Annotated in this window: 25 protein-coding genes; 7 read left to right on the top strand and 18 right to left on the bottom strand. The window is 69.7% G+C overall.

Annotated elements, in window-relative coordinates; translation table 11 throughout:
• Positions 1–211 precede the first annotated feature (211 nt).
• On the top strand, positions 212–1,981 hold the full coding sequence (ltrA, locus tag ACIBVP_RS22360; RefSeq protein WP_396108143.1) for a group II intron reverse transcriptase/maturase: 1,770 nt from the start codon (positions 212–214) through the stop codon (positions 1,979–1,981).
• Here the strand turns inward: ltrA and ACIBVP_RS22355 are convergent.
• Positions 1,887–2,117, bottom strand: coding sequence for a hypothetical protein (locus ACIBVP_RS22355; protein ID WP_396108142.1), 231 nt, complete (start codon positions 2,115–2,117; stop codon positions 1,887–1,889). The genes ltrA and ACIBVP_RS22355 overlap by 95 nt on opposite strands.
• Here ACIBVP_RS22355 and ACIBVP_RS22350 point away from each other — a divergent pair.
• The 4 genes from ACIBVP_RS22350 (at position 2,102) to ACIBVP_RS22335 (ending at position 8,878) form a co-directional block, all read left to right on the top strand.
• Complete coding sequence (locus ACIBVP_RS22350) at positions 2,102–4,054, top strand: VirB4 family type IV secretion system protein (RefSeq protein WP_396108141.1); 1,953 nt, start codon at positions 2,102–2,104, stop codon at positions 4,052–4,054. The genes ACIBVP_RS22355 and ACIBVP_RS22350 overlap by 16 nt on opposite strands.
• 56 nt (positions 4,055–4,110) lie before the next feature.
• Positions 4,111–6,741: a helicase HerA domain-containing protein gene (locus ACIBVP_RS22345; RefSeq protein WP_396108140.1), complete on the top strand. Its 2,631-nt coding sequence runs from the start codon at positions 4,111–4,113 to the stop codon at positions 6,739–6,741.
• Between the two features lie 90 nt (positions 6,742–6,831).
• Positions 6,832–7,893 carry a replication-relaxation family protein gene (locus tag ACIBVP_RS22340; RefSeq protein ID WP_396108139.1) on the top strand — a complete coding sequence of 354 codons (1,062 nt, stop codon included), beginning with the start codon at positions 6,832–6,834 and terminating at the stop codon, positions 7,891–7,893.
• A gap of 58 nt (positions 7,894–7,951) precedes the next feature.
• Positions 7,952–8,878, top strand: coding sequence for an NlpC/P60 family protein (locus tag ACIBVP_RS22335; protein WP_396108174.1), 927 nt, complete (start codon positions 7,952–7,954; stop codon positions 8,876–8,878).
• Here the strand turns inward: ACIBVP_RS22335 and ACIBVP_RS22330 are convergent.
• From ACIBVP_RS22330 to ACIBVP_RS22320, 3 genes are all read right to left on the bottom strand, one after another.
• Complete coding sequence (locus ACIBVP_RS22330) at positions 8,865–9,278, bottom strand: hypothetical protein (RefSeq protein ID WP_396108138.1); 414 nt, start codon at positions 9,276–9,278, stop codon at positions 8,865–8,867. The genes ACIBVP_RS22335 and ACIBVP_RS22330 overlap by 14 nt on opposite strands.
• Before the next feature lie 72 nt (positions 9,279–9,350).
• Positions 9,351–10,280 (bottom strand): hypothetical protein, encoded by a 930-nt coding sequence (locus ACIBVP_RS22325; protein ID WP_396108137.1) that lies wholly within the window; start codon positions 10,278–10,280, stop codon positions 9,351–9,353.
• The gene (locus ACIBVP_RS22320) at positions 10,277–11,413 is read right to left on the bottom strand and encodes a hypothetical protein (protein WP_396108136.1); all 1,137 of its coding nucleotides are present in this window, start codon (positions 11,411–11,413) and stop codon (positions 10,277–10,279) included. The genes ACIBVP_RS22325 and ACIBVP_RS22320 overlap by 4 nt, the downstream gene beginning before the upstream one ends.
• Before the next feature lie 404 nt (positions 11,414–11,817).
• On the opposite strand from ACIBVP_RS22320, the gene ACIBVP_RS22315 reads away from it, so the two are divergent.
• A complete protein-coding gene (locus ACIBVP_RS22315) occupies positions 11,818–12,453 on the top strand; it encodes a MarR family transcriptional regulator (protein WP_396108135.1) in 636 nt (211 codons plus the stop codon).
• Between the two features lie 542 nt (positions 12,454–12,995).
• On the opposite strand, the gene ACIBVP_RS22310 is transcribed toward ACIBVP_RS22315, so the two are convergent.
• The 13 genes from ACIBVP_RS22310 to ACIBVP_RS22250 form a co-directional block, all read right to left on the bottom strand.
• Complete coding sequence (locus ACIBVP_RS22310) at positions 12,996–13,295, bottom strand: hypothetical protein (protein ID WP_396108133.1); 300 nt, start codon at positions 13,293–13,295, stop codon at positions 12,996–12,998.
• A 27-nt stretch (positions 13,296–13,322) separates the two neighbouring features.
• Positions 13,323–13,706: a hypothetical protein gene (locus ACIBVP_RS22305; protein ID WP_396108173.1), complete on the bottom strand. Its 384-nt coding sequence runs from the start codon at positions 13,704–13,706 to the stop codon at positions 13,323–13,325.
• A 5-nt stretch (positions 13,707–13,711) separates the two neighbouring features.
• Positions 13,712–14,305 (bottom strand): hypothetical protein, encoded by a 594-nt coding sequence (locus ACIBVP_RS22300; protein WP_396108131.1) that lies wholly within the window; start codon positions 14,303–14,305, stop codon positions 13,712–13,714.
• A 26-nt stretch (positions 14,306–14,331) separates the two neighbouring features.
• On the bottom strand, positions 14,332–15,177 hold the full coding sequence (locus ACIBVP_RS22295; protein ID WP_396108130.1) for a hypothetical protein: 846 nt from the start codon (positions 15,175–15,177) through the stop codon (positions 14,332–14,334).
• Between the two features lie 156 nt (positions 15,178–15,333).
• Positions 15,334–15,699, bottom strand: a complete 366-nt coding sequence (locus ACIBVP_RS22290) for a hypothetical protein (protein WP_396108129.1) — start codon at positions 15,697–15,699, stop codon at positions 15,334–15,336.
• Entirely contained in the window at positions 15,696–16,214 is a 519-nt protein-coding gene (locus ACIBVP_RS22285; protein ID WP_396108128.1) for a hypothetical protein, read from the bottom strand. The genes ACIBVP_RS22290 and ACIBVP_RS22285 overlap by 4 nt, the downstream gene beginning before the upstream one ends.
• Positions 16,215–16,311: 97 nt before the next feature.
• A complete protein-coding gene (locus ACIBVP_RS22280) occupies positions 16,312–16,566 on the bottom strand; it encodes a hypothetical protein (RefSeq protein ID WP_396108127.1) in 255 nt (84 codons plus the stop codon).
• 77 nt (positions 16,567–16,643) lie between these two features.
• Positions 16,644–16,934 carry a hypothetical protein gene (locus ACIBVP_RS22275; protein ID WP_396108126.1) on the bottom strand — a complete coding sequence of 97 codons (291 nt, stop codon included), beginning with the start codon at positions 16,932–16,934 and terminating at the stop codon, positions 16,644–16,646.
• A gap of 232 nt (positions 16,935–17,166) precedes the next feature.
• Positions 17,167–17,700, bottom strand: coding sequence for a hypothetical protein (locus ACIBVP_RS22270; protein ID WP_396108125.1), 534 nt, complete (start codon positions 17,698–17,700; stop codon positions 17,167–17,169).
• Complete coding sequence (locus ACIBVP_RS22265; protein ID WP_396108124.1) at positions 17,697–17,954, bottom strand: hypothetical protein; 258 nt, start codon at positions 17,952–17,954, stop codon at positions 17,697–17,699. The genes ACIBVP_RS22270 and ACIBVP_RS22265 overlap by 4 nt, the downstream gene beginning before the upstream one ends.
• A gap of 68 nt (positions 17,955–18,022) precedes the next feature.
• On the bottom strand, positions 18,023–19,777 hold the full coding sequence (locus tag ACIBVP_RS22260) for a VWA domain-containing protein (RefSeq protein ID WP_396108123.1): 1,755 nt from the start codon (positions 19,775–19,777) through the stop codon (positions 18,023–18,025).
• Between the two features lie 60 nt (positions 19,778–19,837).
• Positions 19,838–21,055 (bottom strand): AAA family ATPase, encoded by a 1,218-nt coding sequence (locus ACIBVP_RS22255; RefSeq protein WP_396108122.1) that lies wholly within the window; start codon positions 21,053–21,055, stop codon positions 19,838–19,840.
• A gap of 45 nt (positions 21,056–21,100) precedes the next feature.
• Positions 21,101–21,256: a hypothetical protein gene (locus tag ACIBVP_RS22250; protein ID WP_396108121.1), complete on the bottom strand. Its 156-nt coding sequence runs from the start codon at positions 21,254–21,256 to the stop codon at positions 21,101–21,103.
• Between the two features lie 745 nt (positions 21,257–22,001).
• Between ACIBVP_RS22250 and ACIBVP_RS22245 the strand changes: the two genes are divergently transcribed.
• Complete coding sequence (locus tag ACIBVP_RS22245; RefSeq protein ID WP_396108120.1) at positions 22,002–22,634, top strand: winged helix-turn-helix transcriptional regulator; 633 nt, start codon at positions 22,002–22,004, stop codon at positions 22,632–22,634.
• 39 nt (positions 22,635–22,673) lie between these two features.
• Here ACIBVP_RS22245 and ACIBVP_RS22240 read toward each other — a convergent pair whose 3' ends face one another.
• On the bottom strand, positions 22,674–24,263 hold the full coding sequence (locus tag ACIBVP_RS22240) for a BTAD domain-containing putative transcriptional regulator (RefSeq protein ID WP_396108119.1): 1,590 nt from the start codon (positions 24,261–24,263) through the stop codon (positions 22,674–22,676).
• Positions 24,264–24,438: the final 175 nt, after the last annotated feature.

Genomic DNA, 24,438 nt, shown 5'->3' with positions numbered 1-24,438 from the left:
AGGAAGGCCCGAGAAGCGAATGCCGCTGGGGCGAAAGCCCAGGGGAAACCGCAGCACCCGGCACCTCAGCCGCTGCGCATAACCCGACGGATACCGGCCCCTGGTGGCCGGGCCCGAAAGGGAGCCCACGCGGGTCTGGTGGGTCTGTGAGGACAACCGAGCACACAGAAGTCATTACCAGCAGCCGAGTTAGACGACGGAAGGGAACAACGTGGACGCGGTAGCCGACATGGCGGTGCCTCCGTTGAACGAGGCCACGGACGACGCGCAAGCCTGGCACAGCATCAACTGGGCGCAGGTCGAGCGGGACGTACGGCGACTGAGGCAACGGATCTTCACGGCCGCGCAGGAAGGGGACCTGAAGAAGGTCCGGAATCTCCAGAAGCTCATGCTGCGCTCCCGCGCGAACACTCTCGTGAGTGTTCGCCGAGTCACGCAGTTGAGCGCAGGGCGCCGTACTCCCGGCATCGACGGGGCGAGGGCTCTGACGGCACAGGAGCGGGGAAGGTTGGCGAGGACACTCGCCGACGAGCCCGCCACCGACGTCAGGCCGGTACGGCGAGTGCATATCCCGAAGGCTGGTGGGAAAACTCGTCCGCTCGGTATCCCGACGGTCCGGGACCGGGCGCAGCAGGCCAGGGTGAAGAACGCCCTGGAACCTGAATGGGAAGCGCGGTTCGAGGGCAAGAACTACGGTTTTCGTCCTGGACGCGGCTGTCACGACGCGATCGAGAAGATCTTCCGGATCACGGCGCGCAGCAACACTCGCCGCACGTGGGTCCTCGACGCGGATCTGGCCGGCGCTTTCGACAGGATCGACCACACCCGCCTGATGGGCGCCATCGGAGGGTTCCCCGCAGCTGGGGCAATCCTCCGGTGGTTGAAAGCCGGTGTGATGCAGGACGGGCGATTCGCGCCCACGGAGGAGGGAACGCCTCAGGGCGGGGTCATCAGCCCGCTCCTGCTGAACATCGCCTTGCACGGCATGGGAACCGCCATCGGCGACCTGGACACCCTCACCGAAAGGCAGAGGGCCCAAGTGCCGCTCCTGGTCCGCTACGCCGACGACTTCGTGGTGTTCTGCACCTCGAAGACCGAGGCCGAACAGGTCAAGGAGAATCTGGCCGAGTGGCTGGAGCCACGCGGGCTGACCATCCACCCGGACAAGACACGAATCGCCCGGCTGGATGATGGTTTCGACTTCCTCGGCTTCAACGTGAGGAAGTACGGCCCGAAGACGCTCATCAAACCCAGCGCCGAGGCGGTGAAACGGGTCAAGGACAACATCCGCCGGATCGTCGAGCAGAGCCCGACCACGGAGCTCCTGATCCGGCGTCTCAACCCCTTGATCAAGGGCTGGGCCACCTACTACCGCGGTGCGGTAGCCAAGAAAACCTTCGCCGACCTGGACCACTACGTGTGGCACAGGACATGGAGATGGGCCCTGCGGCGGCATCCCCGGAAAAGCCGGTCATGGACCAAGGACCGGTACTTCGGGCGCTTCCATTCCCGGCGCGACGACCACTGGGTGTTCGGCGATCATCACAGTGGACGGTACCTGTACAAGTTCGTGTGGACCGTCATCCAACGGCACATCCCGGTCAAGGGAACGGCGTCCAAAGACGACCCGAGCCTGACGGACTACTGGGCCGCGCGGACACGGAAACGCAGGCACCCACAGGCAGACGGGCAATTCCACGTCAGCCTTGCTGCGAAACAGAAAGGGCTCTGCCCACTCTGCGGGCTGGACCTCATCGCGGACGCGGGCTACGAACCGGACTCAGTACGTGACTGGGCGAATTGGTTCACGGCACTACACCGCACCCGCGCCACGGACAGCCTGATCTGCCGATCAACCGGAGGACACCATGCGCAATCTCCCATGCTCATCCACGCCGACTGCCACCACAGTCACCACGCAACTGGCAGTCAGCGTGGCCCCCTGGAGCTCCCTTCCGCACGGTCCTTGGGACCTGCTTGAGCCGGATGCGCCGAAAGGTGCACGTCCGGTTCTGAGGGGGGCTCCCCCGCAGCAATGCGGGGGGCCTACCCGACACGACCAGGACTACGAGGACTACCAGGATGAGAGGGGGCGGTTCTGATGGCCTCCCGTGCACGACGCAACCGCGGCAACCTCCGCCCCGCCACCTCTCCGGCGGCCTCCCCGGCTGCTGCGGCGTTCACTCCCGATGCTCTATCCGTGGGTGCCCGGCACCTGGAGGTCGGCGGCGAGTGGGTCGCGAGCTTCGCCGTGGTCGGGTTCCCGCGCGAGGTGCATCCCGGCTGGCTCGCGCCGCTGTTGACCTACCCCGGCCGCCTGGATGTGGCCGTGCATGTGGAGCCGATCGACCCGGCCACTGCCGCCTCGCGGCTGAAGAAACAACTCGCGAAGCTCGAGGCTGGGCGGCGGCACACCGCCGAGCATGGCCGCCTGTTCGACCCGCAGGTCGAGGCCGCCACCGAGGACGCCTACGACCTGTCCTCGCGTGTTGCCCGTGGAGAGGGGAAGCTGTTCCGGGTCGGGCTGTACCTGACCATCCACGCCGCCTCGGAGAAGGCTCTCGCGGATGAGGTGGCCGCGCTGCGGTCGTTGTGCGCCAGCTTGCTGTTGGACGCCAAGCACACCACCTACCGGTCGCTGCAGGGCTGGGTGTCCACGTTGCCGATGGGGCTGGACCTGATCGGGATGCGCCGCACCTTCGACACCTCGGCGTTGGCAGCGGCGTTCCCGTTCACCTCACCCGATCTGCCCGCGCCCGACCCCACCAGCGTGGCCGCGCCGTCCGGTGTGCTCTACGGCTACAACGTCGGCTCGCAGGGGTTGGTGCACTGGGACCGGTTCGGCGAGGGGATGCACAACCACAACTCCGTGATCCTCGGCCGGTCCGGGGCGGGCAAGTCCTACCTGGTGAAGCTGGAGCTGCTGCGCAGCCTGTACCGGGGCATCGAGATCGCCGTGGTCGATCCGGAGGACGAGTACGCCCGATTGGCCGCCGCGGTGGGCGGCACCTACGTCCACCTCGGCGCGCGCGGCGTGCGCCTGAACCCGTTCGACCTGCCCATCCACACCCGCGCCGACGGCCGCCGCACCGCCCCCAAAGACGCCCTCGTCCGGCGCAGCCTGTTCCTGCACACGGTGATCGCTGTGCTCGTCGGCGGCGAGCCGACAGCGGCCGAACGGGCGGCATTGGACCGGGCGATCGCGGCGACCTACCAGAGCGTGGGCATCACCGCCGACGCCCGCACCTGGACCCGCCCGTCGCCGACCCTGCGCACCTTGCGGGACCAACTCGCGGATGCGGGTCAGGCCGGCGACCGGGCCGCCGCGGAGCTGGCCGCGAGGCTGCACCCGTTCGTCGAAGGCGCGTTCAAGCAGTTGTTCGACGGGCCCAGCAGCGTCAACCCCGAGGGGCATCTCGTGGTGTTCAGCCTCCGGGATCTACCCGACGAGTTGAAGGGGATCGGCACGCTGCTGGTCCTCGATGCGGTGTGGCGGCGGGTGTCCAATCCGGCGATCCGCCGCCCGCGCCTGGTCGTGGTGGACGAGGCGTGGCTGCTGATGAAGGAGCGCTCCGGCGCCGAGTTCCTGTTCCGCATGGCCAAGGCGTCCCGCAAGCACTGGGCCGGGTTGACCGTCGCCACCCAGGACACCGCCGACGTGCTCGGCAGCGAACTCGGCAAGGCGGTCGTGGCGAACGCAGCGACTCAGATCCTGCTGCGCCAGGCATCGCAGGCGATCGACGAAATCACCCAGACCTTCGACCTGTCCGCCGGGGAACGCGCCTTCCTGCTGTCGGCCGATCGGGGGCAGGGACTGCTGTCCGCTGGGACGCAGAGAGTCGCGTTCCAGAGCATCGCCTCACCAACCGAGCACTACCTGGTCACGAGCAACCCCGCCGAACTCGCCGCCTACGCCGACACGACCGAAACGACCGACGAGGACGATGCCGGGTTCGTTGACCTGGGCTTCGGTGACCAGTTCACACAGCCCGCCGAGGGCGACGAGTTCGGCTCCGACGGCGAGGACGACCAGATCACCCTCGACGCCGCCTGAGCCCTTTCCGCGCCACTTTCCGCGCGCTTCGCGCCTTTCCCGTGAAGGACACCGTCATGCTGCCTTGGATACCGGCTGCCCTCGAACAGCCACCAGAAGCGCCTTTCCACGCCCGCTCCGCGCGATCGTCCGTTCTGGCTTCCGGGTGGCTGGAGGACTACCTGCGCGACCCCGGCGGTGCCCTGCTCACCATGCTGGACCGGCTCCGCGACCTCGCGCTGGACTGGGGCCCCATCGCGGCCCCGGTGCTCGCCGTCCTCGCCGCCGCGGTCGTGGTCGGCCGGCGGTGGTGGGCGCGGCGCTGCCACGAACGGCTGCTCGCGGATGCTCGTCAGGTCACCGTCCTCGCCCCACCCAACGTGGATCCCGCGGGAGGGGCGGCACTGTGGTCCAACCTGGTCGGGCTGCTGCGGCCGGCGTGGCGGCGGTGGTTCACCGGCCAGCCGCATGTGGCCTGCGAGTACACCTTCTCCGAGGCCGGGGTCGCGATCCGCGTGTGGGTGCCCGGTCTCATCCCGCCCGGCCTGGTTGAGCGCGCGATCGAGGCTGCCTGGCCCGGCGCGCACACCCGCGTCGGTCCCGCCCAACCACCGCTCCCCGTCCCGGCCGCAGGACAGCGCCGCCTGGTGGTCGGCGGCGAGCTGCGCCTCGCGCGCCCCGAGGCGCTGCCCATCCGCAGCACCTTTGACGCCGACCCGATCCGCGCGCTCATCGGCGCACCCGTCGGACTCAGCAGGGACGAGTACGCCTGCGTGCAGGTCCTGGCCCGCCCGGTCACCGGCCGCCGCGTCCAGCGCGCTCGCCGCGCCGCGCGGCGAGTCCACACCGGCGGGTCGATCCGTCTGATGGGCCGCCTGTTGGACGCGGTCACCCCCGGAGCCACGGCGGGCCGCTCGCGGCGGGCGGCGACGGGGTGGACGAAGACGGGCGCGTTGCACAGCGGCCCGCAAACCTCGCTGGAATTCTCCGCGCAGAACCGGGCCATCGTGACCAAACAACGCGGCAGCCAGTTCGAGACCGTCGTTCGCTACGCCGTGGCGACCCTGCTGCCCACCGACGCGGCAGAGGGCGAGGTCCGCCAGGCGCGGGATGTCGCCCGCGGCCGGGCCCACGCCCTGGCCGCGAGCTTCGCCTCCTACACCGAGCACAACCACTACACCCGCCACCGCATCCGCCGGCCCGGCAGGGTGATCGACTCCCGCCGTCTCGGGCATGGGGACTTGCTGTCGGTCGCGGAGTTGGCGGCGATCGCGCACTTGCCGACCGACGAGGCCATTCCCGGTATCCAGCGTGCCGGAGCCAAAGCGATCGCTCCTCCTCCCGGCGTCGCCACACCGGGGCCGGAAGCCAAGCCGATCGGGGTCACCGACACCGGTCACCAGCGCCCGGTCGCGCTGTGGGTGCCGGACGCCCGGCATCACTTGCACGTGATCGGCGCGACCGGCTCGGGCAAGTCGACGTTGCTGGGCAACATGATCCTCGCCGATGCGGAGGCCGGTCGCGGGATCGTGCTGATTGACCCCAAGGGCGATCTCGTCACCGATGTCCTCTCGCGTCTGCCCAAGTCCTCAGCCGACCGTGTGGTGATCTTCGACGCGGACAGCAAGTCCCGGCCGCCCTGCCTGAACCCGCTTGACGGCGGAGAGACAGATCTGACGGTGGACAACCTCGTCAGCGTGTTCCGCCGGGTGTACTCGGCGTTCTGGGGACCGCGCACCGACGACGTGATGCGCGCCGCCTGCCTCACCCTGCGCACCCAGGAAGGCGTCGCCACCCTGGCAGACCTGCCGAAGCTGCTAGCCGAGGAGGCGTTCCGCAGTCGGGTCACCGCCGGGATCACCGACCCCGTCCTGCGCGGCTTCTGGGCCTGGTACGAGGAGCTAACCGACTCGTCCCGCTCGCAGGTCATCAGCCCGCTGATGAACAAACTCCGCGCTTTCCTGCTGCGGCCGTTCGTCCGCGACGCCATCGCGGGCGGCCACTCCACAGTGGACATGAGCGAGGTGCTCGACGGCGGGATCTGCCTGGTGCGTATCCCCAAGGGCTCGCTGGGTGAGGAGACCACCCGGCTGGTCGGGTCGCTGGTGGTCGCCCGTACCTGGCAGGCCACCACCGGCCGGGCCCGCGTACCGCAGCGTCAGCGTCGCGACGCGAGCTTGGTGATCGACGAGTGTCATAACTTCCTCAACCTCCCGTACCCGATCGAGGACATGCTCGCCGAAGCCCGCGGGTTCCGCGTCGCGATGACGCTGGCCCACCAGCACCTCGGCCAACTCCCCCGCGAACTACGCGAGGGCATGTCCACCAACGCCCGCAGCAAGATCTTCTTCAACGCCTCACCAGAAGACGCCCGCGAGTTGTCCCGGCACACCGCACCAAGGTTGTCCGACCACGACCTCGCGCACCTCGGCGTCTACCACGCCGCCGTCCGGCTCGTACTGAACGGCGAGGAAGCACAGCCGTTCACCATGCGCACCCAGCCGCTTCCGCCCGCCGTCCCCGGCCGCGCTCGAGAAATCCGCGCCGTGGCACGCCACGCGGCGCGGACGCGCACCGGTAAGGCCGCCGGTACCACGCAGACGGACGGCACCCGACCACCGCGCGGACCGTCACGCCCGCCTCGACCCACGAGCCGGATCGAGCCCGTGGTGCACCCGCGCAGCGCTGATCCGCGCCGCAACGGCTGACCGACCCGCTCACCCTTCGCCCCTTTCACCCGCCTATCTCGCCCCGGCCCACGCCGGGGCGGCTTCGCCCTGCCCGCCCGGAGGTGCCACATGATCACCAACCCCACCCGCCAGCGAGCCCTTCGCGGCCACAAGCCCATCCGCCCCAACCCGCGTGCCGCGAACACCGCCGAGCACCAGGCCGTGCTGGCGTGGCGGCTGACCCCGCGCGACAAGTGGATCGCCCGGATGCTGTGGGAGCACCGGGTTCTCACCGCCCACCAGATCACCGCCCTCGCGTTCCCGTCGTTCCGGTCCGGGCGGATGCGGCTGCGCGAGCTCTACACCTGGGGCGTCGTGGACCGGTTCCAGCCGTTCGTCACCGTCGGCACAGCCCCCATGCACTACGTCCTGGCGCCCGCCGGAGCCGCCGTGCTCGCCGCCGAGGACGGCTTGGACGTCAAAGAGATGGGCTACCGACACGACCGCGTATTCGGCGTCGCCCACAGCCTGCGGCTCGCACACACCGTCGGGGTCAACGAGTGGTTCACCGCTCTCGTCGACCGCGCTCGCCACCGTCGCCCCGGCGAGCAGGTGGCGTTGGCGGCGTGGTGGTCGGAGACCCGCTGCGCCAAGCACTTCGGCGACCTGATCAAGCCCGACGGCTACGGCCGCTGGCGCGACGGCGACAGGCAGATCGAGTGGTTCCTCGAGTACGACTTCGGCACCGAGGTCCTGGCCAAGCTCGCCGGGAAGCTGGCCGGCTACGCCGCCCTCGCCCAGGCCACCGGTATTACGACCCCGCTGCTGGTCTGGTTGCCGACCTCGCGCCGTGAGGCGACCGCGCGCCGGCTGCTGGCACGGGCCTGGCGCGAGCTGGACGATCCGCGCTCGGTGCCGGTCGCCACCGCGGCGGCCGAGCTGCTCAACCCCGAGGCCGCTCACCCCAGTCCAGCCGACGAGGTCTGGCTGCCGCTGGATGTTGCGGCCAGCGGGGCTCGACGGCGGGCCTTGTCCGGGCTGGTCGACGCCTGGCCGCACGTCCCGCCACCGGTCACCACCAGCGGCGAGGCCGCGCTCGGGCCGGACTCGCCGCTCCCGGTGTCCCCGCCGCCCTTGCCGATGCCGCCGCCCGCGGCACCGCGGGGAGCGGGCCGGCCGGGACGGAGGTGAGGCCGTGCTCGCCAAACTCGCGATCGGCGCCGCCGCGGTGCTGCTGTTCATCCCGATCATGCTCGGTCAGGGCGTGAGTGCGGTGGTGGACGCGCTGTTCGGCAGCTCGTCGAACACCACCGTCGACTGCACCAAACCGATCGCCGACATCCCGCCCGACTACTGCCTGCTCTACGTCACCGCCGCCCCGAACTGCCCAGGTCTGGACTGGACCGTGCTCGCGGCCATCGGCAAGGTCGAGACCGACCACGGCCGCTCCAAACTGCCCGGTGTCCACGAGGGCGAGAATTCCGCCGGGGCCGGCGGGCCCATGCAGTTCCTCGCCCCGACCTTCAACAACGTCATCGCCGCGCACCAGATCCCGCCGGGCGGTGCCTCACCACCCTCGCGATACAACCCGCACGACGCCATCCACGCCGCCAGCTTCCTCCTCTGCGACGAAGGAGTACGGCGGGGCGACCTACGCGCGGCGATCTTCGCCTACAACCACGCCGACTGGTACGTCGACGACGTCCTCGAACAAGCCGGGAAATACGCCGAAGCCGCCGCGACCAGCGTCGGCAACGGCGACTGCAACGCCATCCAGGCCCCCAACGCGATCACCCTGGCCGCGATCAACTACGCCTGCGGACAACGAGGACTGCCCTACGTGTGGGGCGGCAACGGGCCTGACGGCGGGCACGCGGGCTTCGACTGCTCCGGCCTGACCAAAGCCGCATACGCCGCCGCCGGAGTCACTTTGCCGCGCACCGCTCAGACTCAGTTCAACGCGGGCCCGCGCGTCCCGGCCGGGCAGCCGCTGTTGCCGGGCGACCTCGTCTTCTACGGCACACCCGGCAACATCCACCACGTCGGTCTGTATATCGGCGGCGGCCTGATGATCAACGCGCCGACGTTCGGGCAACCAGTGCAGATCGAGAAGTACCGGTACAACGGCGACGACTACGCCGGGGCGACCCGCCCGGCCGCTTCTATTGCGGCATAACGGGTTCCGGCTCACCCACACCCGCACCCACCATAGCAGCGAAGGGCTGGCCGAACGAGTCGACGAGCAGGATGTGCTGGGTGAACAACGGTGGTGTCACCGCGTCGAGGGCAATGATGTTGTGGCTGCTCACCAGCTCGAAGAGTGCGGCCATCACCGCTCGGGTCGTCGTTTTGTCCGGGATGGTGTCGAAGCCCTCGACGCGGATCTCGAGTGTCCGCTGGCGGGGCAGGATAGTGACGACGGTGCGGGTGTGAGCCGGGATGTCGCCGTGCTGGCGTGCCTGGGTGATGTCGGCGGACACCCGCACGGCGATGGCTTCCAAGGTGTAGCCGGGACCGTCCCCAGCGTGGGCACCGCGCACGATCGAACTGTCTGCTGTGGGCAGGAAGTCCTTCACGGTAAGCCTTTCCTCGCATGCCTGCCGGACTGCCCGCAAACTGGAGTCGGGCAGTCCAACTGCGGGTAGGTGTCAACGCTGTCGGGGTTCGATCGGGAGCCCGCGTTGCGCGCGCAGTGCGGCGCGCAGGTCACCCAGAGCACGCCCGTCTGCTGTCCGTTTCCATGCCTTCCAGCCGTTCTGGTGTCTGCCACCGAGTGCGGTGACGGCTCCGGAGGGGTTGATGAAGATCCGGCCGTCGGCGAGCAGCAGCGTGCCGTCGGATTGGACTCGGGCGGTGTGTCGGGCACCGCGACCGGGGCGGTCCCAGATGAACTCCTCGCCCGGCTGGACCAGCCCGGCGGTGAGCAGGTCCACAATGCCGACGTTGCCGCCCCAGCCGTGCAAGGTCCGCGCCGACGGTGAAGCCACGCTGGCGTGATGGGCGGCGAATTCCGTCGCCTCGGTGTGCAGGCTCATGATCGCCGCAGCGGTCGGTGCGATGGTCCACGGCCAGCGCGGGTCCAATGCTGGCCATTCGCCGACTCGCTGCCATCGGTCGCGGTGGGCGAGCAGCATCTCCACATCGACCCGGTCGTCGCAATCGTCCTCGAGTGCCTCGTCGTCGGGCTCGGTCAGCACGAGCACGAGGTCACCGTCGCAGAAGCGGGCGGGAGGTTGATCGGGAAGCCAGCAGCCCGCGAACAGGGCGACCTCCCCCTCCCGGTCGGGGTCGGTGTCGTCGAGGACGTCCACGGCTAGCACGAGCATCGCCCAGACCTGCTCGGGGTGACGCATCGGGGTGGCCGCCACGGATGGGGCGAGGATCATCGCATCCGGTGGAAGTCCTTCTCGCTGGAGCATTTCCGACTCTTCGTCGGGCTGTGGCGTCCCGGCCTGTGCGCTGGAGTCATTAGTCGGCAGGTCGGCGTTCGATGCGGCAGCGGCCGACTGGTGGGGCGGGATGGCGTCGGATCCAGTGGTCATGGTGATGTCCTTCAGGGTTGGATGGTCGGGGGTCATCGGCGCAGGACGTTGACGCGTTCGCCGCCGAGTAGCGGCTTGTCTTCCGGACCGGCGAAATGCGGATCGATCCAAATCGGACGATGGTCGCCTCGACTGGGGTAGAACTGGTTGCGCCAGTGCCCACGCACGATCCAGCGGTGCCGGTACTCGCGCGTGCCTTTCCCGAATTCGTCGTCTGGCCGGTCAGAAGGTTCGGTGCGTGCACGCCGCAGGTCGATGTAGCGCACCGTTGGGTCCAACACCGGGTCGAGACGTTCGATCCGACGACGGGCGGCGCGAGGCGCGCTGATCGGCTCCGAGCGGACCAGGGTCTGCCCCATCAGCAGCCATGTCGCGAGAATGGTGCGCTGCAAGGCGATTGTGGCGTCGGTGTCGACAGAGGACTCGCCGTCCGACACCCCGCCTGGCCAGCCCTCCATCTCGGTGAACTCCATGGGCGTGAGCGCGCACCACTCGTATCCATGCGGCGGGACGAATGACGGTGGAACCGGGGCGCGCTCAAGATTTGGCAAGAAGAGGGTGAGAACGTGGTCGGCGACCTGTTCGGCGACCTCCTCGCTTTCGGAGGGCTTGTTGTCGGGCGTCGGTTCGGGAAGGTCTCGGGCGGCGGCTGTTCTCGCTCGTGCCAGCACTTCCTCGTGGGGTGCCTGTGCGAGTGTGCGTCCGATGCGGATGATTCCTTGCTGTGATGTGGATGTGGTCGCCCAGGTGTGCACCCACAAGCCGCCGCGCCCCGGACCCCAGGAGACGACCGAGACGGCGTTGTGGCGCGCGGCGGCAGTCTCCTCGACCGGGGGATGCTCGTAGACCATGAGCCCGATCTGCGCGGGCAAGTCCTCGGGATGCAGCCGGTAGTCGGTCAGCGTGTCAGCGGCATGACGCGCGAGGTCGGTCATGTCGGCAGAGACGTAGAACAACTCCGCCGCCGGGAGCTGGACCGCGAGGGTTCCCGCGATCCTGGCTCCCACATCGTCGATGCGGTCGAACACCCGCGATTCGGTGGCTCCGTCAGGACTCGGCCCCAGGAAGAAGCGGAACCAGTTGCTCGCGCCGTCGAGTCCGGGGTCGCGTGTCCAGTCGGTCATCCGTGCGCGGAGTTCGGGTACATCCCGTGCCGTCACAGCGATCATGGCGTGCCCTTGCGTCCGAGGCGCCGGTCCGAGCTGTGCGAACCGCGGGCTCGACTCGGCCGGCCAGTGCGCAGCGCGAGGACGATCGGGGTGCGCATCCTTCAACCCCCTTTGTTTCCAATGGTTTGTCGGGTCGACGTGTATGGACGCTTCATGCAGGCGGAGGTGTCAATGCCCGTGCGCGGCACGGGCGCGAAGTCGACCGGTTTGCACTAGCGGCGCAACGTGGACCAGCGAACGTCCACACGAGACAAGGGTTTTTGGATGTATCGCTTGACTTCATGCACCGAAGGAAGCGTCCATAGTCGTGTGGCCCGAAAACCCACCGGATGCGCACCGGGGGCCGCACCCGCTCCGGCCGGGGCATGACCACTCACCCAACACGTCACCAATGCGAGGTAGTCATGTCCACCAACCGCACCCTGCGAGCAGTTCCGACCCCGACGACCGACCCGGCGAAGCCGCGCACGGAGACCGAGGAGAAGCTGTGGCAGGCACTCCAGGACAACCCCGGCAGCACCGCCGCCGCCCTGTCCGCCGCCGCTGGGATCGGCAAGTCGACAGCACCCAAGATCCTTACCCGTTGGGAGAAGGACGGCCTCGTCGTTCGCACCGCCGGGATCGCCGATGGGGGTTCTCGTCCCGCCGACCGCTGGTCCATCACCGCCACCGACGACGACCAGCCCACGGACGACCAGCCGACCGACGACCAGCCGACCGACGACCAGCCGACCGACGACCAGCCCACGGACGACCAGCCGACCGACGACCAGCCCCCTGCGGTCACGGAGTCGGGCACGGATTCGGGGCAGCAGCCAGAAAAGTCTCAGCGGTTGGCACCGGGAGCGTTGCGCGGGATGGTCGAGGACTACCTGCGGGACAACTCAGGCGAGTTCAGCCCGAACGCGATCGGCAAGGCGTTGAACCGGTCCTCCGGTGCCGTGCACAACGCGCTGGAGAAGCTGGTGGAGAGCGGGTACGCCGTGCGCACCAGCGACAAGCCCAAGAAGTACTCTCTCGCTGCTACGTCGGCGGAGTAGCCCGTCCTCCGCCAGTAGCTACGTTGTTGCCTCGTGCCTCCAACGGTTGGCCGTTGGAGGCACGATTGCGTCCGGTTCCCGGTTACCCGGCCGTGGGTTCGCGACGCGCGTGTTCCCCTACTCCAGCAGGGGTTACGAGTTTCGACCAGGACCGACCGCACCCAGTTTGTGCCCCTTCGGCGCGGTGAGGGGTGTAGTGGGTTTGGGTTTCCGGTGGGCTGTGTGCGGTTCCCGCTGTCGCGACGGTCGGCATACCTGCCGCTTGGCTAGGCGGGTTGGGTGTTTCCCGTTTCCAAGCCAATGCACGAGACCGCCGCACCGGTTGAACCCGATTGGACTTGTGGGAGCCCCTCGGGGGGCACCATCCGGGACATCCGTTCGAGCACCGTGCGGCTCACCCGGAGATCAGCCAGCGACCTGGTTGGACGGGGCCGGAGTGTTGCTGGGCTTTGCCGTACGAGCCGACCAGCGACCCGGCTGGGGTCGCTTGGTGGGTAGGGCGGGTGGCTGCCCTGTGCGTGTGCTGGGTGGATGCGGGTTGGTCAGGCGCGGGCGTCCCACTGTCGCGTGGCGGGGTTCCACGTCGCCTCGGTGAGAAGCCGGTTGAGGTCGGGCAGGCCGGGACCGATCATCCAGCCGAGGCGTTCGCAGTCGGCTTCGCCGGGCCAGCGGCCGGACCAGGTGTCGTTGCCGCAGTTGTGCTTGCGCTCGCAGCTCAGCCGTTGAAGTCCGGTGCGTAGGCACCTGGCCACATCGCAGCCCTCGACGTGGGGCTGGCCGATGGCGACCTCGCAGTCCGGGCAATGTGGCTGTGGTGCGAGCAGGTCTCGTGCATTCGGCATGTGTCGCCGTGCCTTTCGATCCGGTCCCTAGGTGGATTCGGGTTCTGTGTGCGCGGCTGCAGCGGGTTGTCGGCGTGATGGAAGATCAACGCGGGGCATCGAGTAACTCCAGATACGGCCGGTGATGACCCACGCGCGACCACGGTTGAAGGTGTAGACCCAGTCGGTGCTGCGGCTGTCTGGCCATGACCACGGCCAGCCGTCGCTGGGATGGTGGCTTTGTCCGAGGCCCTCACCGGTGAACACGTCGAGCAGGTCGAGTACGGCGTCGGCGAAGGTCATCGGGTCCGTGGCTTCCAGCATGAGTCGTCCGCAATCGAGTCCCCGCAGGCTCTCGGGATCGGCGTTGCCGTGGAGCGCTCCGAGCCAGCGGGCGTGGCGTCCGGTCTCGTCGTAGAAGTCGGCGGTCATCGGGATCACTGGCCGAGCTTCCGTTTGGCGGGGAGCGGGAAGTAGCAGTCCTCGTCGCATTCCTGCACGCCCCGGCTGGTGATGAACGGGCAGTCCTCGCGGTGGTGTTTGGTGAAGGTGACGCTGCCGTCCGGGTGTTCGATGATGTGCAGCGCGCCGCCCCAGGTGTAGGCCCAGGTGATGTCGTCGGGCTCGATGCGGTGTTCGGCGTCGTAGCCGTGGCTGGTGGCCAGCAGCGCGCTGATCGCGCCGTGCAGGTGAGGCGAGATGGTTTGTGTGGTCGGCGGGGCGGCGAGGATCGCGGCGGCGCGTTGGAGGAGGCGTTCGGTGACGGGGCTGAGGAACCGGGTGGGGTCGTCGATGTCGGGTCCTGGTGTCGGGGTGTTGTGCCACCAGTCGCTGGGCGCGTCGGCGGCGAGGCTGGTCCAGGTCATCTGGTCGTTGAGCACCTCGGCGACGGCGCGGCTCTGGTTGATGTAGAAGTCGCGTTCGACGTGGGCTCGGACGGTGCGTCCGGTGATCTCGACGGTGCGGGTGTGGTGGTAGCTGTGCGGGGTGGTTCCGGCGGTCTCGTCTCGGTCGGTCATGGCGGTGGTCATCACGGTCTCCTTCCCCGGTGGTGAGTTCAGTGGGTGGCGAGTTCGGTGCGCAGGTCGGCCAGGAGGCGGTTGTCGCGGGCGCGTCGCCAGAGGTGCCAGCCGTTGGCGGTGTAGCCGCAGAGGTGGGTGGCGAGAGCGTTGACGGTCGACACGGCGAAGACGTCCGGTCCGTGGTGCAGGACTCCGCTTGCGCCGACGGTGGCGGTGTGGTTGTCGAACCTGACCTGCTCGCCCTCCTTGACCAGTCCGGCCTCGAGCAGCTCGGCGAGGCCGTCGGGTGCGCGGCGAGCCGGCGAGCCCGCGGGCTCGCCGGCAAGTCCGAGTCCGTGCGAGAGCCAGTCGGGCATGGCGGCGGCGATCGGCCCGGTCAGTGTCGCCCACTGCGCGTCGGTGAGGGCGGCGTCGGCGAGGTAGCGCATGTGCACGAGCACCGTCATGGCGATCTCGTGCGGCCACCGCGCGTTCAGCGCCTCCCACGTGCGCACGGTGCGCCATTCGCCCTGCATGGCGGCGAGGACCTCGACGTCGGTCACAGCGGGGTCGTCATCGAGATCGCCACCGCCGGGCGCGTGCAGGCGCACCACGACGTCCCCGGCGTGCAGGTCGGCGGGCGGCTGTTCGGGTAGCCATATCCCGGCGAGCAGGTCGGCGGTGTCGGTGTGGACGGGGTCGGGGGCGGGTGCGTCCCCGACGAAGCGGACCGGGGCTCCGGCGGCGTCGGTGGTGCGTACGGCGGCGACGACGAGCCCCCACGTCTCGGCGGGTGAGCGCATCGGCACTGCGTGTGGAGCTGCCGGGGCGAGCAGCACGGTCTCGGGTGGCAAGGCGTCGGGGATGGCTGGCGTTGGTGTCGTGCCGTGGTGGCTGGTCACGATGGCCTCCTGGTGGATCGGCGACGGTTGGAGTTCGTGAGGTCCCTCGAGCCGGGCGGGGCCGGGAAGGGGCGGCCCCGCCACGGGACGTTGTGAGCCTCGTGCCCGAGGAACGCGCTGGAGTGCAGTGGCTGGCGGCAGGGGCGGGTAGTTGGGTCATTGCGGAGGTCGGGTCGCGTCGCGGAGCCGCTGTTCGGCCTCGTAGCTGTCGCGGGCGGTGAGGATGGTGGTCAGCACATAGACGGCGGCACCTTCGGAGACCGGGTTCACGGGCTGGCCGTCGAGGGTGAGAGGACGCCCGAGGGCGGTGACGATGCGCCAGTCGGACTGGCGGATGCGGTCGGCGCAGTAGTAGCTGCCGACGAGCACGCCGTCGCGGGTGACAACGCCGTACAGGGTTTGTTGCGCGTCGGCAGGGTCGGCGACGATCGCGGTCACCTCGCAGCCGTTCTCGGTGAAGCTGCGGGTGACGATCTCGATGTCGGTCGCGTTATGGGCAGTCAGCAGGTTGTGTGCGGTCACCGGTCTTCTCCTTGGGGGTCGTGCGGGTTGGTGAGGCTTCGCCCGGCGGCGGTTGGTAGTCCGGTGCCGGGGTGGCGCATGAGCGGAAGCGGGACCGAGGGCGGTTCGGCAGGGGCGCGCAGCCACGCCTCGATGTCCGGCGGTCCGAGGTCGTCGGTGCAGGGTTCGCATGGGTTGCGCGGGTCGAGCCGTTCCCAGCGCACTCCACCGCCAACCGTGACGAACACGTCGTTGTCGGCGGGGTCGAAGGTGACGATCCAACTGCTCACGTGACTGGTAGGCCACGGCCATGGCCACCCGGTTCGGCGGGGGTAGGCCGCGCCGATCTCCTCGGTCTCCCAGGTGATGAACAGGTCGGCGACGGCGGCGCGGTAGGTGGGCTCATCGGTCGCGGTGAGGGCGAGGCGTCCGGGCGGGACGCGCAGGAGGTTCTCGGGATCGCATTCCCATTGCAGGGAGCCGAGCCACTCGGCTTCATGGCCGCGCCCGACGTAGAAGTCGGTCTTGGTCGACATGGCCCTCAGCCCACCGCCTCTCGGCCGGCGCGCGCCGCGGCCTCGCCGGCCGAGGGCAGCTCGCCGCGCACGGTGGCTGTTGTGGTGGTCGCGGTCATCACGACCACCCGAGGGCGTCGGCAGCACTGTCCGGAAGGCAGCAGGACGAGTCACCTGTGCTGATCCGCACCACGGGCGCGTCGTTGGGCAGGACGCAGTCGCTGTCGTTGTCGCCGGGGGTGCACACGACGCGCCCGATGGTGTGATCCATGAACTCGGCGGATTCGGTGGCGAGCCGGACGGGCGCGGCGGGGTCGTAGGCGGCGAGGGCGGCGATCAGCTCGCCCACGGTCGCGATGGTGGTGTCGGTCATCGTCATTCACCTCGTGTTCTCGACCGGGCGGTCAGGGTGTAGGCGTGCCCGATGGCGGGGCGGGCAGTGTTGGTGGGTCAGGAGGTGGACGGTCGCGCCGTCGAGAGGGCGTTCGACGGTGAGAGCGGGCTCGGGCGGCGGAGTTTGTGCGTCCGGATGGCGTCGTACGGCCGGTCGTGTTCGTCGACGAAGAACAGGGCACCGGCGTACTTGCCGAACTGGTCCGAGGCCAGGTGCTCGGCTCCACGGCGGTCGAGGCTTGCGATGGCTTCGGCGGTGACCTCGTCGCGCGCGGTGCCGTGCTCGGGGGCGGCGAGTCCGGTGAACCGGATGTGCAACAGCAGCGCGATCGGGGTGTCGTCGCCCATAGCGGCGTGATGGTCGAGGCGCTGATCGTGGTCTCGACGTGCGCCGGAATCCGTCCGGCCTCACGAGCCGCGAGCAGGTCGCTGTGGACGTCGTGAGCGAACATGCCGAAGGCGTCGGCGGTGTCCGTGCTGGTGGATGGCTGGCCGTCAATCCAGACGCCGGGCTTCCAGCCCTGTTCGATGAGCATCGGTGTCTCCTGGTCATGTGTAGGTGTGCGTGGATGTGGGGTTGTCAGTCGCCGACCGTGGGGAGGGCGAACGTGCACCCCGGTTGATGGAGGGACTCGTCGCGAGCCTCGTCCGCGGGCCAGATCTCGCCGTCGGGGTCGAGGTACTCGCCGAGGTCAATGAGGGTGGCGACGCGGGTGGCGGGGATCTCGGCCTCGCAGTCGGGGCAGCGGTCGAGCAGCAGCCACCCGTCGCCGGGGGTGGTGAAGTCGGGGATGAACCGCCACGCGCGTCCGCCTAACGGGTCGGTGACGGTGATCAGGTCACCGGGAACCGGTCCGGTCCGGGTGCGGTAGGTCCGGTGCGGGTCGTCTGTGACGAGTACGGCGTCCACGGGGACCTGCAGGACGGCGGCGACGGTGCGGGCGACACGGGCACGACGTGCCCACCGGTTCCACTCCTCCGGGGTGTCGTGGCGGCGGTAAAACCCGTCGCGGTCGGCGGTGCGGTAGGTGCGCGCGGCGTGCACGGCACGCTCGGCCAGTCCGGCGAGTCCGGGCGTGGTGGTGTTCGGCGTCGTGGTCGCTGGGTTGGTCACTGTGACCACCCCAGGGCGTTGCGTGCGAGTCCGGGGAGATAGCCGATCTGTTCGCCCTCACCGAGCCACACCACGGGCGGGTCGGTGCGCGGGGTGCCGTCGCCCTCGGCGTCGTCGGGCGTGCACACGACCTGGCCGAGGGTGTGTTCGATGGGGTGGCCGGGTTGGGTGGCGAGCCGGACCGGTGTGGTGGGGTCGTAGCGGTCGAGGGCGGCGATCAGCTCGCCCACGGTTGCGACGTGCTTGTCGTTCACGATGGACACCTCCAAAGTGGTCGCGGTTGGTTGGGGGTCCGGGGCGGGTGCCGCCCCGGACCGGGCGGCTAGCGCGCGGCGCGCAGGGCGGCGGTGGCGGCGCGTCCGATGGCTTGGGCGGTGGCGGTGGGGCTGGTCAACTGGTGCACGGTCACACCGTCGAAGGGGTCGTCGCGGTCGTCGGTGGTCAGCCACAGCACCGCGCACCCGGACGCGCGCAACCGGTCGACCTGTTTGCGTCCGGCGGCGCGTTCGTCGTGGTCGTAGTGCCCGTCCGACACGATCACCAACAGCCGCGCCGCGCCCGGCTGGGATAGCCCGAGCGCACCGTCGAGGGCAGCAGCGGCGGCGGCGATGTCGTGTGAGCCGTCGTCGGCCTCGAACTCGGTCACGAGGTCCGGAACGGTGCCGGGGTGGGTGATCGGGCGGACGTGCGCGCCGTAGATGACCGTCGCGGTGGTCACCGGCACGGTCGCGCGGTGTCCGGCGTGCGCGAGGATCCACGCGGTCGAGGCGACCGGGCGGCGCAGGTAGCCCATCGAACCGGACACGTCGCACGCGATGCCCAGCCGCAGCGGTGGAGCGGGCGCGACCCGCCGGGTGGTGCGGGTGAACGGTTCGGCGGTCACGGTCGCCCCGGCGGCGCGTTGGGCGTCGGCGGCAAGCGCACCCCGCATCCGCAACCGCCCCGGCGGTACCGGCGAGGTGGACTTGACCGCCACCCGGTCACGGACCCCGGCGGTGGACAGCGCACGCGCGAGCACACGGGCGGCGGTGCGTTCGTCGGCGGTGGGCTTGCGGGTGCCCGCCGTGGCGGTCGCGCCGTAGCCCTTGGGGTTGTAGTACGCGCCGGAGAACACGGTCCGCGCGGTCGCCTCGTTGGCCTCGTGGGCGGCGTCCTCGGCGGCCTGCTGTGCCGCCGCCACGGCGGCGGGGTCCTGCGGCGGGGTCTCTTTCGCCACCGCCCGCGCGACGTTCGCCAACGCCTGCCCGATGGCCTGAGTCAGCGGTGAGGGCACCCCCGACTCGTCCGACGGGTCCGGGTCGCCGGACGCGCCGGGGTCCGGGTCGGGGTTGTCCGGGTCGGTGCCGATGGCCTTACACCACCGTCGCCCGAGGTCGATCATCGTGTCGGCGTCGTCGTCGGCGGTGTTCAGCGCTTCCTGCCACAACCCGCGCAACTCGGCCAACAGGTCGGCACCGAGGATGCTCTCGACCACGGTGGCGACCGGGGCGGTTTCGGTGGCGGTGAGGATGCCGCCGTCCACCCGTGCCAGCAACAGCGCGGCGGTGTGGGCGGCGTCCGCCTTGGTCATCTTCGGCGCGCGGGCGGGGTCGGTGGCGTCGGTGTCGGCGAGGATCAGGTTGGTCGCCGACGCGCGCAACCAGTGCCGGTCGTCGGGGCGGCGGCGCACTTGTGCGGCTTCCATGCGGGGCTCTTCCAGCAGCATGGCGGCGGCGGCCACGGCGGGCGGGGTGCCCTCGGGCACGTCCCAGGCGGTGTGTTTGGCGTGCCCGCACTCGTGGGTGAGCAGTCCCCATGTGGTCGCGTAGCGGGCACGGTCGGCGAGGTTGGCGGGGTCCACGGTGGCGGGGTCCACCCCGAGGTGGGTGCCGTCGACCTCGATCAGCGCGCGGGCGGGGTAGAAACACGCCGGGGCACCCCCGCCTGCGCCGGGCGCGATGGTGACCAACAGGTCCTCGCGGTCGGCGATCACCTCGACCTCGTCCACGAGCGCGGTGGACAGGGTGAGCCATTCGGGGCGGGCGGGGAACACGGCGGCACCGGTCGCGTCGGGGTCGGCTACCAGGTGGGTGGTCATCGCGGGTTGTCCTTTCGGGACGGTGGCGGCGTGGGTTGGTCGGTGGTGGGGGCGGGTTGGTCAGATGCGGGCACCGAGGGCGAGGGGTGCCACGGTGGTGCCGAATACGGCCTTGACGGTGGCGGCGACGATCTCGCGGTCCTCTTCCGGGGCGATGCCCACGAGGTTCCCGGCGGCGGCTTCTGCCCCGACCACGCCCGCGATCTTTTGGAATGCGATCAGTTCCCGCAGTTGCGGTGCCCATCCGATCTCGCCCTTGGTCTGTCGGGTGGCGAGGTTGCGGGCGACCTTGACCGCCCGGCGGTCGATGTTGAGCTGGGTGGCGAGGTCGTAGTCGGTGGACACGTGGATCTGCGCGGAGAACCGCGACGACAGGGCGTCGGTGAGGATCGCGCCGTGCACGCCGGGGTTGTGTCCGGCGACCACGTAGAACCCCTCGGCGGCGTCCACGACCTCGCCGCCGTTGGCCTTGATCACGATTTGGCGGCGTCCGTCCATCGCGGGGTACACCACCGCGAGCACGGTCGGCGGGATCAGCGTCGCGTCGTCGATGAACAGCGGCACGCCCTCGCGCATCGCGCGGACCAGGGGACCGTGTACGAACACGTAGCGGCCGTCGTCGGTCTGGGTGTACTCGCCCACGAAATCGGCGACCGTGGTGTCCCCGTCCCCCTGTACGGTCAACAGGTCCGGGAAGGCGGCCTCGACCACCGAGGTCTTCCCCGTGCCGGGCGGTCCGTACAACAGCGCGGCGACCCCGGCGTCCCGGAACCGCCGCAGCGCGGTCACGTCCGGCATTCCGGCCAGCATCCGGGGGTGGTAGTCCATGCCGTTCGGGCGTTTCACCGGACCGGTCACCCTGCCCGCCGACCCGGCGGCGGCGGCGGTCCCACCCGTCGCGGACGGGGCGGGGGCGGCGGACGCGGCGGCGGGCGGCTTGGGGGTCTTCGGGCGTGGTGTGCGCGGTGGGGCGGGGGTGATCGTGGACGCGGCGGCGGACGCCGTGGTGGCGGTTGCGCGGTAGGTCAGCGGTGTGGTGGAAACGACCTCGGCTTCCCCCCGATCGGCCAGCACCTTGCAGGCGTTGCCGACCGCGCCCGATGACCGGTTCAGGGTGTGCGCGATGTTGCGCGGGGTGAGGGCGGTGCCCGCGTTGTCGACCAGGACTTTGGCGACCATCGCGCGGAGTTCACCGTTGCGCAGTCGGGAGCCCGACGCACCCGCCGGGGTGGTTGGCGCGGCGGCGGATGCCGGGGCGGGCGGGGTGGGCGTGGTCATCGCGGGTTGTCCTTTCGGGCTGAACGGGTAGCGGGCGGCGGGTTGTCAGGCGGCGACAGACTCGGCGGCGTCGGCGTCGGTCTGGTGGCGTTCGGCGGCGGCGTCCGCCGCTTCCGGGGTGCCGTGGTCTTCCGACCACCCGCAGTAGCAAAACGCGGTGGCGGTGCCGTCGTCATTGTTGGCGGTGTCGGCGTAACACATAATCGGCTCCCCATTGTTTTCGACATGGCTCGCGCCGGGCGTGGTATTCGTTGTGGTTTCCGGTTCCCCCCGGCGACAATTCAATTATGACTCTGCGCCGCGCGCCATGCAATAGGTTTGACAGCTCATTTTCAAGACTCTTTTCACGCGGTCACCTAACCGCCATTCCCGCGACCATTGGACCGGCGCGCGTTCGCACATTATCAACCGCCACGCGGCAGCATTCCCGCAGGTCAGCGGCGTGGAAAAACGCACAAAAGGGCGACCGGAACGAAAAGCCGGCAGCGAATAGGAAAGAAGAATAGATAATCACAAAGAAAAGGAAGTGGGACAGCAGAAGGCGAGCAGCCCGACGGAGGTACCGCGGACGCCGTGAGTTACGGGCGCGACCACCAGCCCGCCCCGATGTGTTCACCGGCTTGTGGGCAAGCGAGTCTGGGATACCAGCGGATCCCCCTACAGGGGGCCTGACCGGCCCCTTCGTCGCCCGCAGGGGGTGGCGTTCTAACAGGATCCCCAACCTGATCCCCAATGTGATCCCCCATATGAACCCCCAACGGAAGTCACTGTACGTGTCCGCTTCCACCGATCCAGCTACCTTCCGTAACACTTAGGAGTAGGATCGACTTGAGTAGGAATACAGTGGGTCCGTTGCGCCGTTCGGCGTAATGTTGAAGGCTCGATCACGTGCAGACGAGGAGGTACGGAGACCACGACGTGCTGCTGAACAGGCACGACGGGGCCGATGACGACCCAGGCGACCGTGGAGCGCATCGGCAAGGGGTGGAACGACACGGGCGCGGCGAGGGGGCCGGGCCGATGCATACGGGGAGGCGTCATGACAGTGGGGGACGAGCAGTTCCTGGGGGACGAGCAGTTCCTTCGTGATCTCTACAATTTGAAGTACCTCTTCGGCGACAAGTGGGCACCGGCGATCAACGTGACGCTTTCGCACGGCCCCATGCGGCGCGCTGAGATTCTTTCCACCATCACGTCGTATTCCCTCGGCGAAGAATGGTCGGGTAAACCCGCTGTCCTGCACGATAGCATTCTGACGCGGACATTGCGGAAGATGACCGAAGAGGGTCTTTTGGTGCGCACACGCGACACTTCGACTTTCCCGCCAAAAGTCTTTTACTCGTTGACACCAGAAGTCGCCGAATTCATGAGACTGGTCGAGCCTCTCGTCGACTGGGTGAGGCGAAACCCCAAACTCATCGGCCAGGCGCAGGCATACAGCCGGCACCACGGCGAAGATGAAGATGTCGAGGCATTGCTCGGGATTGGCGGAGTTGGCACGGACACATCCGAGCTGGACGACGACGAAGACACGGTGGACGACGAACCCGGCAGCGCTCGGGGCCGCGGCCTGGTCTGAACCGCGCGCGGGTGCCGGGTCCGGCGGCGTCATGGCCGGTCAGCTCGCCGCACTGCGGCCACGGCCGCGAGGATCCCGCTCGCCTCGGCGTGGCAGGCCCGCGGCGGCGGGGGGTGTCGTCTCGTGGCGTTGCCGGAGCCGGGCTGCCAAGTCGATCGCCTGGGGTGTGGGCTGGTCGTCCACCTCGGCCAGTCGGGTGGTGAGCAGGGTGAGGGTGCGGGGGATGGCGTCCAGCCGGCCGAGGCGTTCCTGCAGCCGCATGATGTCGCGGTAGAGCAGCTCGTTGTGTGGATCGAACGCCCGCGCCATCTCCAACAGGTCCAGCGTCTGCTCGGGGTCGTCGTCAACCAACGCTCGGGCCAGCGCGGCCACGGCGTCCAGCGCGTCGCGGCGGATGGCCTCGCGCGCGGACTCGATCCAGTCAGTGGACATCCCGTCGGCCAGCGGCCCGGTGTAGGAGTTGACGATGTCGCGGTAGGCGTCGATCCGCTCGTGCGGGGTGGTGGCGGACCGGCGCTGGGTCACGGCGCGGTCGAACTGCCAGTAGTCGACGTCGACCACGGTGGGATCGAGCCGGTAGCTGCCCTCCCCCGCGACGATGATGTCGGTCAGCGCCCCGTCGGTGGCTTTGCTGAACGCGCCGCGCAGCCGCGACAGTGCGGTGTTCAGCGCGCTGGTGGTCTTCTCCGGCGGGCTGTCCGCCCACAGCGCCCCGATCAGTGATTCGCGGGTGGCGCCGTCGGGGTGCACGCCCAGGAACACCAGCAGTTCCCGCAGCCGAGGCTGGAACGCGCCGGTGACATCTACCTCCGTGGTGTCGGCCTGCGGGCGCCAGTGCACCCGCGGCTGGCCGAGGACCGTCAGCCGGACCCGGACCGCTGCACGATCGACCTTGTCTGCCCTCGCGGTGTCACCGGGCTCGGCCGCTTCCGTGCTATGCCCCTCGTCGGTGGCTGCCGCCTCGTGATCGTGGACGTCGGCGCTGGTTGAGGTCGGTGGCTGCGTGGTGACCCCGGCTGTTCGGAGCCGAGCACCAGGCGGTGGGCCTGTTCGCGTCTCGATGATCTCCAATCCGGTGTCGGACCGGTCGAGCGGACCGGCCACGGCGGTCACTTCCAGCTCGGTGTCCGCAGCGAGGACAGCATCACTGGCCACCACACCGTCGCCACCGATCCCGTGGGGCGCGGAATCTCGCACGATCGCGTCCTCATCGGCCCGCTCCCTGGCAACGGCACGAGGACCCGGCATGCGGGAGCCGACCATCGCATCCAGGGAAGGCGTCTCCGGCTGCGTGCGACGCAACAGCCCCAGCAGGTCCGTCGCGTCGTCGGCGCCGACGCGGAACATCCGCGTTCCCCGTAGTGCCTCGCCCAGACCAGGGCCCGTAGCGGAGACGGTGCCGTCCTCGCGGACGTAGGCGGTGACGCCGGCCTGCCACTGCCCGAGCAGCACGCCGACGATCCCGAACGTCGCTCCGTTGTCCAGGACGGCTTGCAGCCGCTGGTGATTGTGGTGTGGTGGCCGTGCCACCACCAGCATCGCGGGCCACGGACCCGAGTCCTCCTCGCGGGCGCGGCGCAGGATGTCGGCTTCCAACTCGTCCAGCGCCTCGTCGAGGCTGGCGAGCACCCGCAGCGACTGGGGCAGGTGTGCCCGAGTGGTGCCGTGCCCGAGCAGCAGCGGCAGGTCGTGGGGGGGGGGGGGGCCCCCCCCCCCCCCCCCCCCCCCCGCCGGCGGGGGGGGGGGGGGCCCCGCGGGGGGGGCGGGGGGGGGCCCCGCGCCGGGGCCGGCCCGGGGGCCCCCG

Source organism: Actinophytocola sp. NPDC049390, from assembly GCF_044466355.1.
GTDB lineage: Bacteria > Actinomycetota > Actinomycetes > Mycobacteriales > Pseudonocardiaceae > Actinophytocola.
This window is presented reverse-complemented; position numbering and strand designations above follow the sequence as displayed.

Excerpts from the sequence above, each read along its gene's own strand:
- ACIBVP_RS22350 (WP_396108141.1), top strand. The coding sequence starts at position 2,102 with ATGGCCTCCCGTGCACGACGCAACCGCGGCAACCTCCGCCCCGCCACC.
- ACIBVP_RS22345 (WP_396108140.1), top strand. The coding sequence starts at position 4,111 with ATGCTGCCTTGGATACCGGCTGCCCTCGAACAGCCACCAGAAGCGCCT.
- ACIBVP_RS22340 (WP_396108139.1), top strand. The coding sequence starts at position 6,832 with ATGATCACCAACCCCACCCGCCAGCGAGCCCTTCGCGGCCACAAGCCC.
- ACIBVP_RS22335 (WP_396108174.1), top strand. The coding sequence starts at position 7,952 with ATGCTCGGTCAGGGCGTGAGTGCGGTGGTGGACGCGCTGTTCGGCAGC.
- ACIBVP_RS22325 (WP_396108137.1), bottom strand. The coding sequence starts at position 10,280 with ATGACCCCCGACCATCCAACCCTGAAGGACATCACCATGACCACTGGA.
- ACIBVP_RS22320 (WP_396108136.1), bottom strand. The coding sequence starts at position 11,413 with ATGATCGCTGTGACGGCACGGGATGTACCCGAACTCCGCGCACGGATG.
- ACIBVP_RS22315 (WP_396108135.1), top strand. The coding sequence starts at position 11,818 with ATGTCCACCAACCGCACCCTGCGAGCAGTTCCGACCCCGACGACCGAC.
- ACIBVP_RS22310 (WP_396108133.1), bottom strand. The coding sequence starts at position 13,295 with ATGCCGAATGCACGAGACCTGCTCGCACCACAGCCACATTGCCCGGAC.
- ACIBVP_RS22305 (WP_396108173.1), bottom strand. The coding sequence starts at position 13,706 with ATGACCGCCGACTTCTACGACGAGACCGGACGCCACGCCCGCTGGCTC.
- ACIBVP_RS22300 (WP_396108131.1), bottom strand. The coding sequence starts at position 14,305 with ATGACCACCGCCATGACCGACCGAGACGAGACCGCCGGAACCACCCCG.
- ACIBVP_RS22285 (WP_396108128.1), bottom strand. The coding sequence starts at position 16,214 with ATGTCGACCAAGACCGACTTCTACGTCGGGCGCGGCCATGAAGCCGAG.
- ACIBVP_RS22280 (WP_396108127.1), bottom strand. The coding sequence starts at position 16,566 with ATGACCGACACCACCATCGCGACCGTGGGCGAGCTGATCGCCGCCCTC.
- ACIBVP_RS22275 (WP_396108126.1), bottom strand. The coding sequence starts at position 16,934 with ATGGGCGACGACACCCCGATCGCGCTGCTGTTGCACATCCGGTTCACC.
- ACIBVP_RS22260 (WP_396108123.1), bottom strand. The coding sequence starts at position 19,777 with ATGACCACCCACCTGGTAGCCGACCCCGACGCGACCGGTGCCGCCGTG.
- ACIBVP_RS22255 (WP_396108122.1), bottom strand. The coding sequence starts at position 21,055 with ATGACCACGCCCACCCCGCCCGCCCCGGCATCCGCCGCCGCGCCAACC.
- ACIBVP_RS22250 (WP_396108121.1), bottom strand. The coding sequence starts at position 21,256 with ATGTGTTACGCCGACACCGCCAACAATGACGACGGCACCGCCACCGCG.
- ACIBVP_RS22245 (WP_396108120.1), top strand. The coding sequence starts at position 22,002 with ATGACGACCCAGGCGACCGTGGAGCGCATCGGCAAGGGGTGGAACGAC.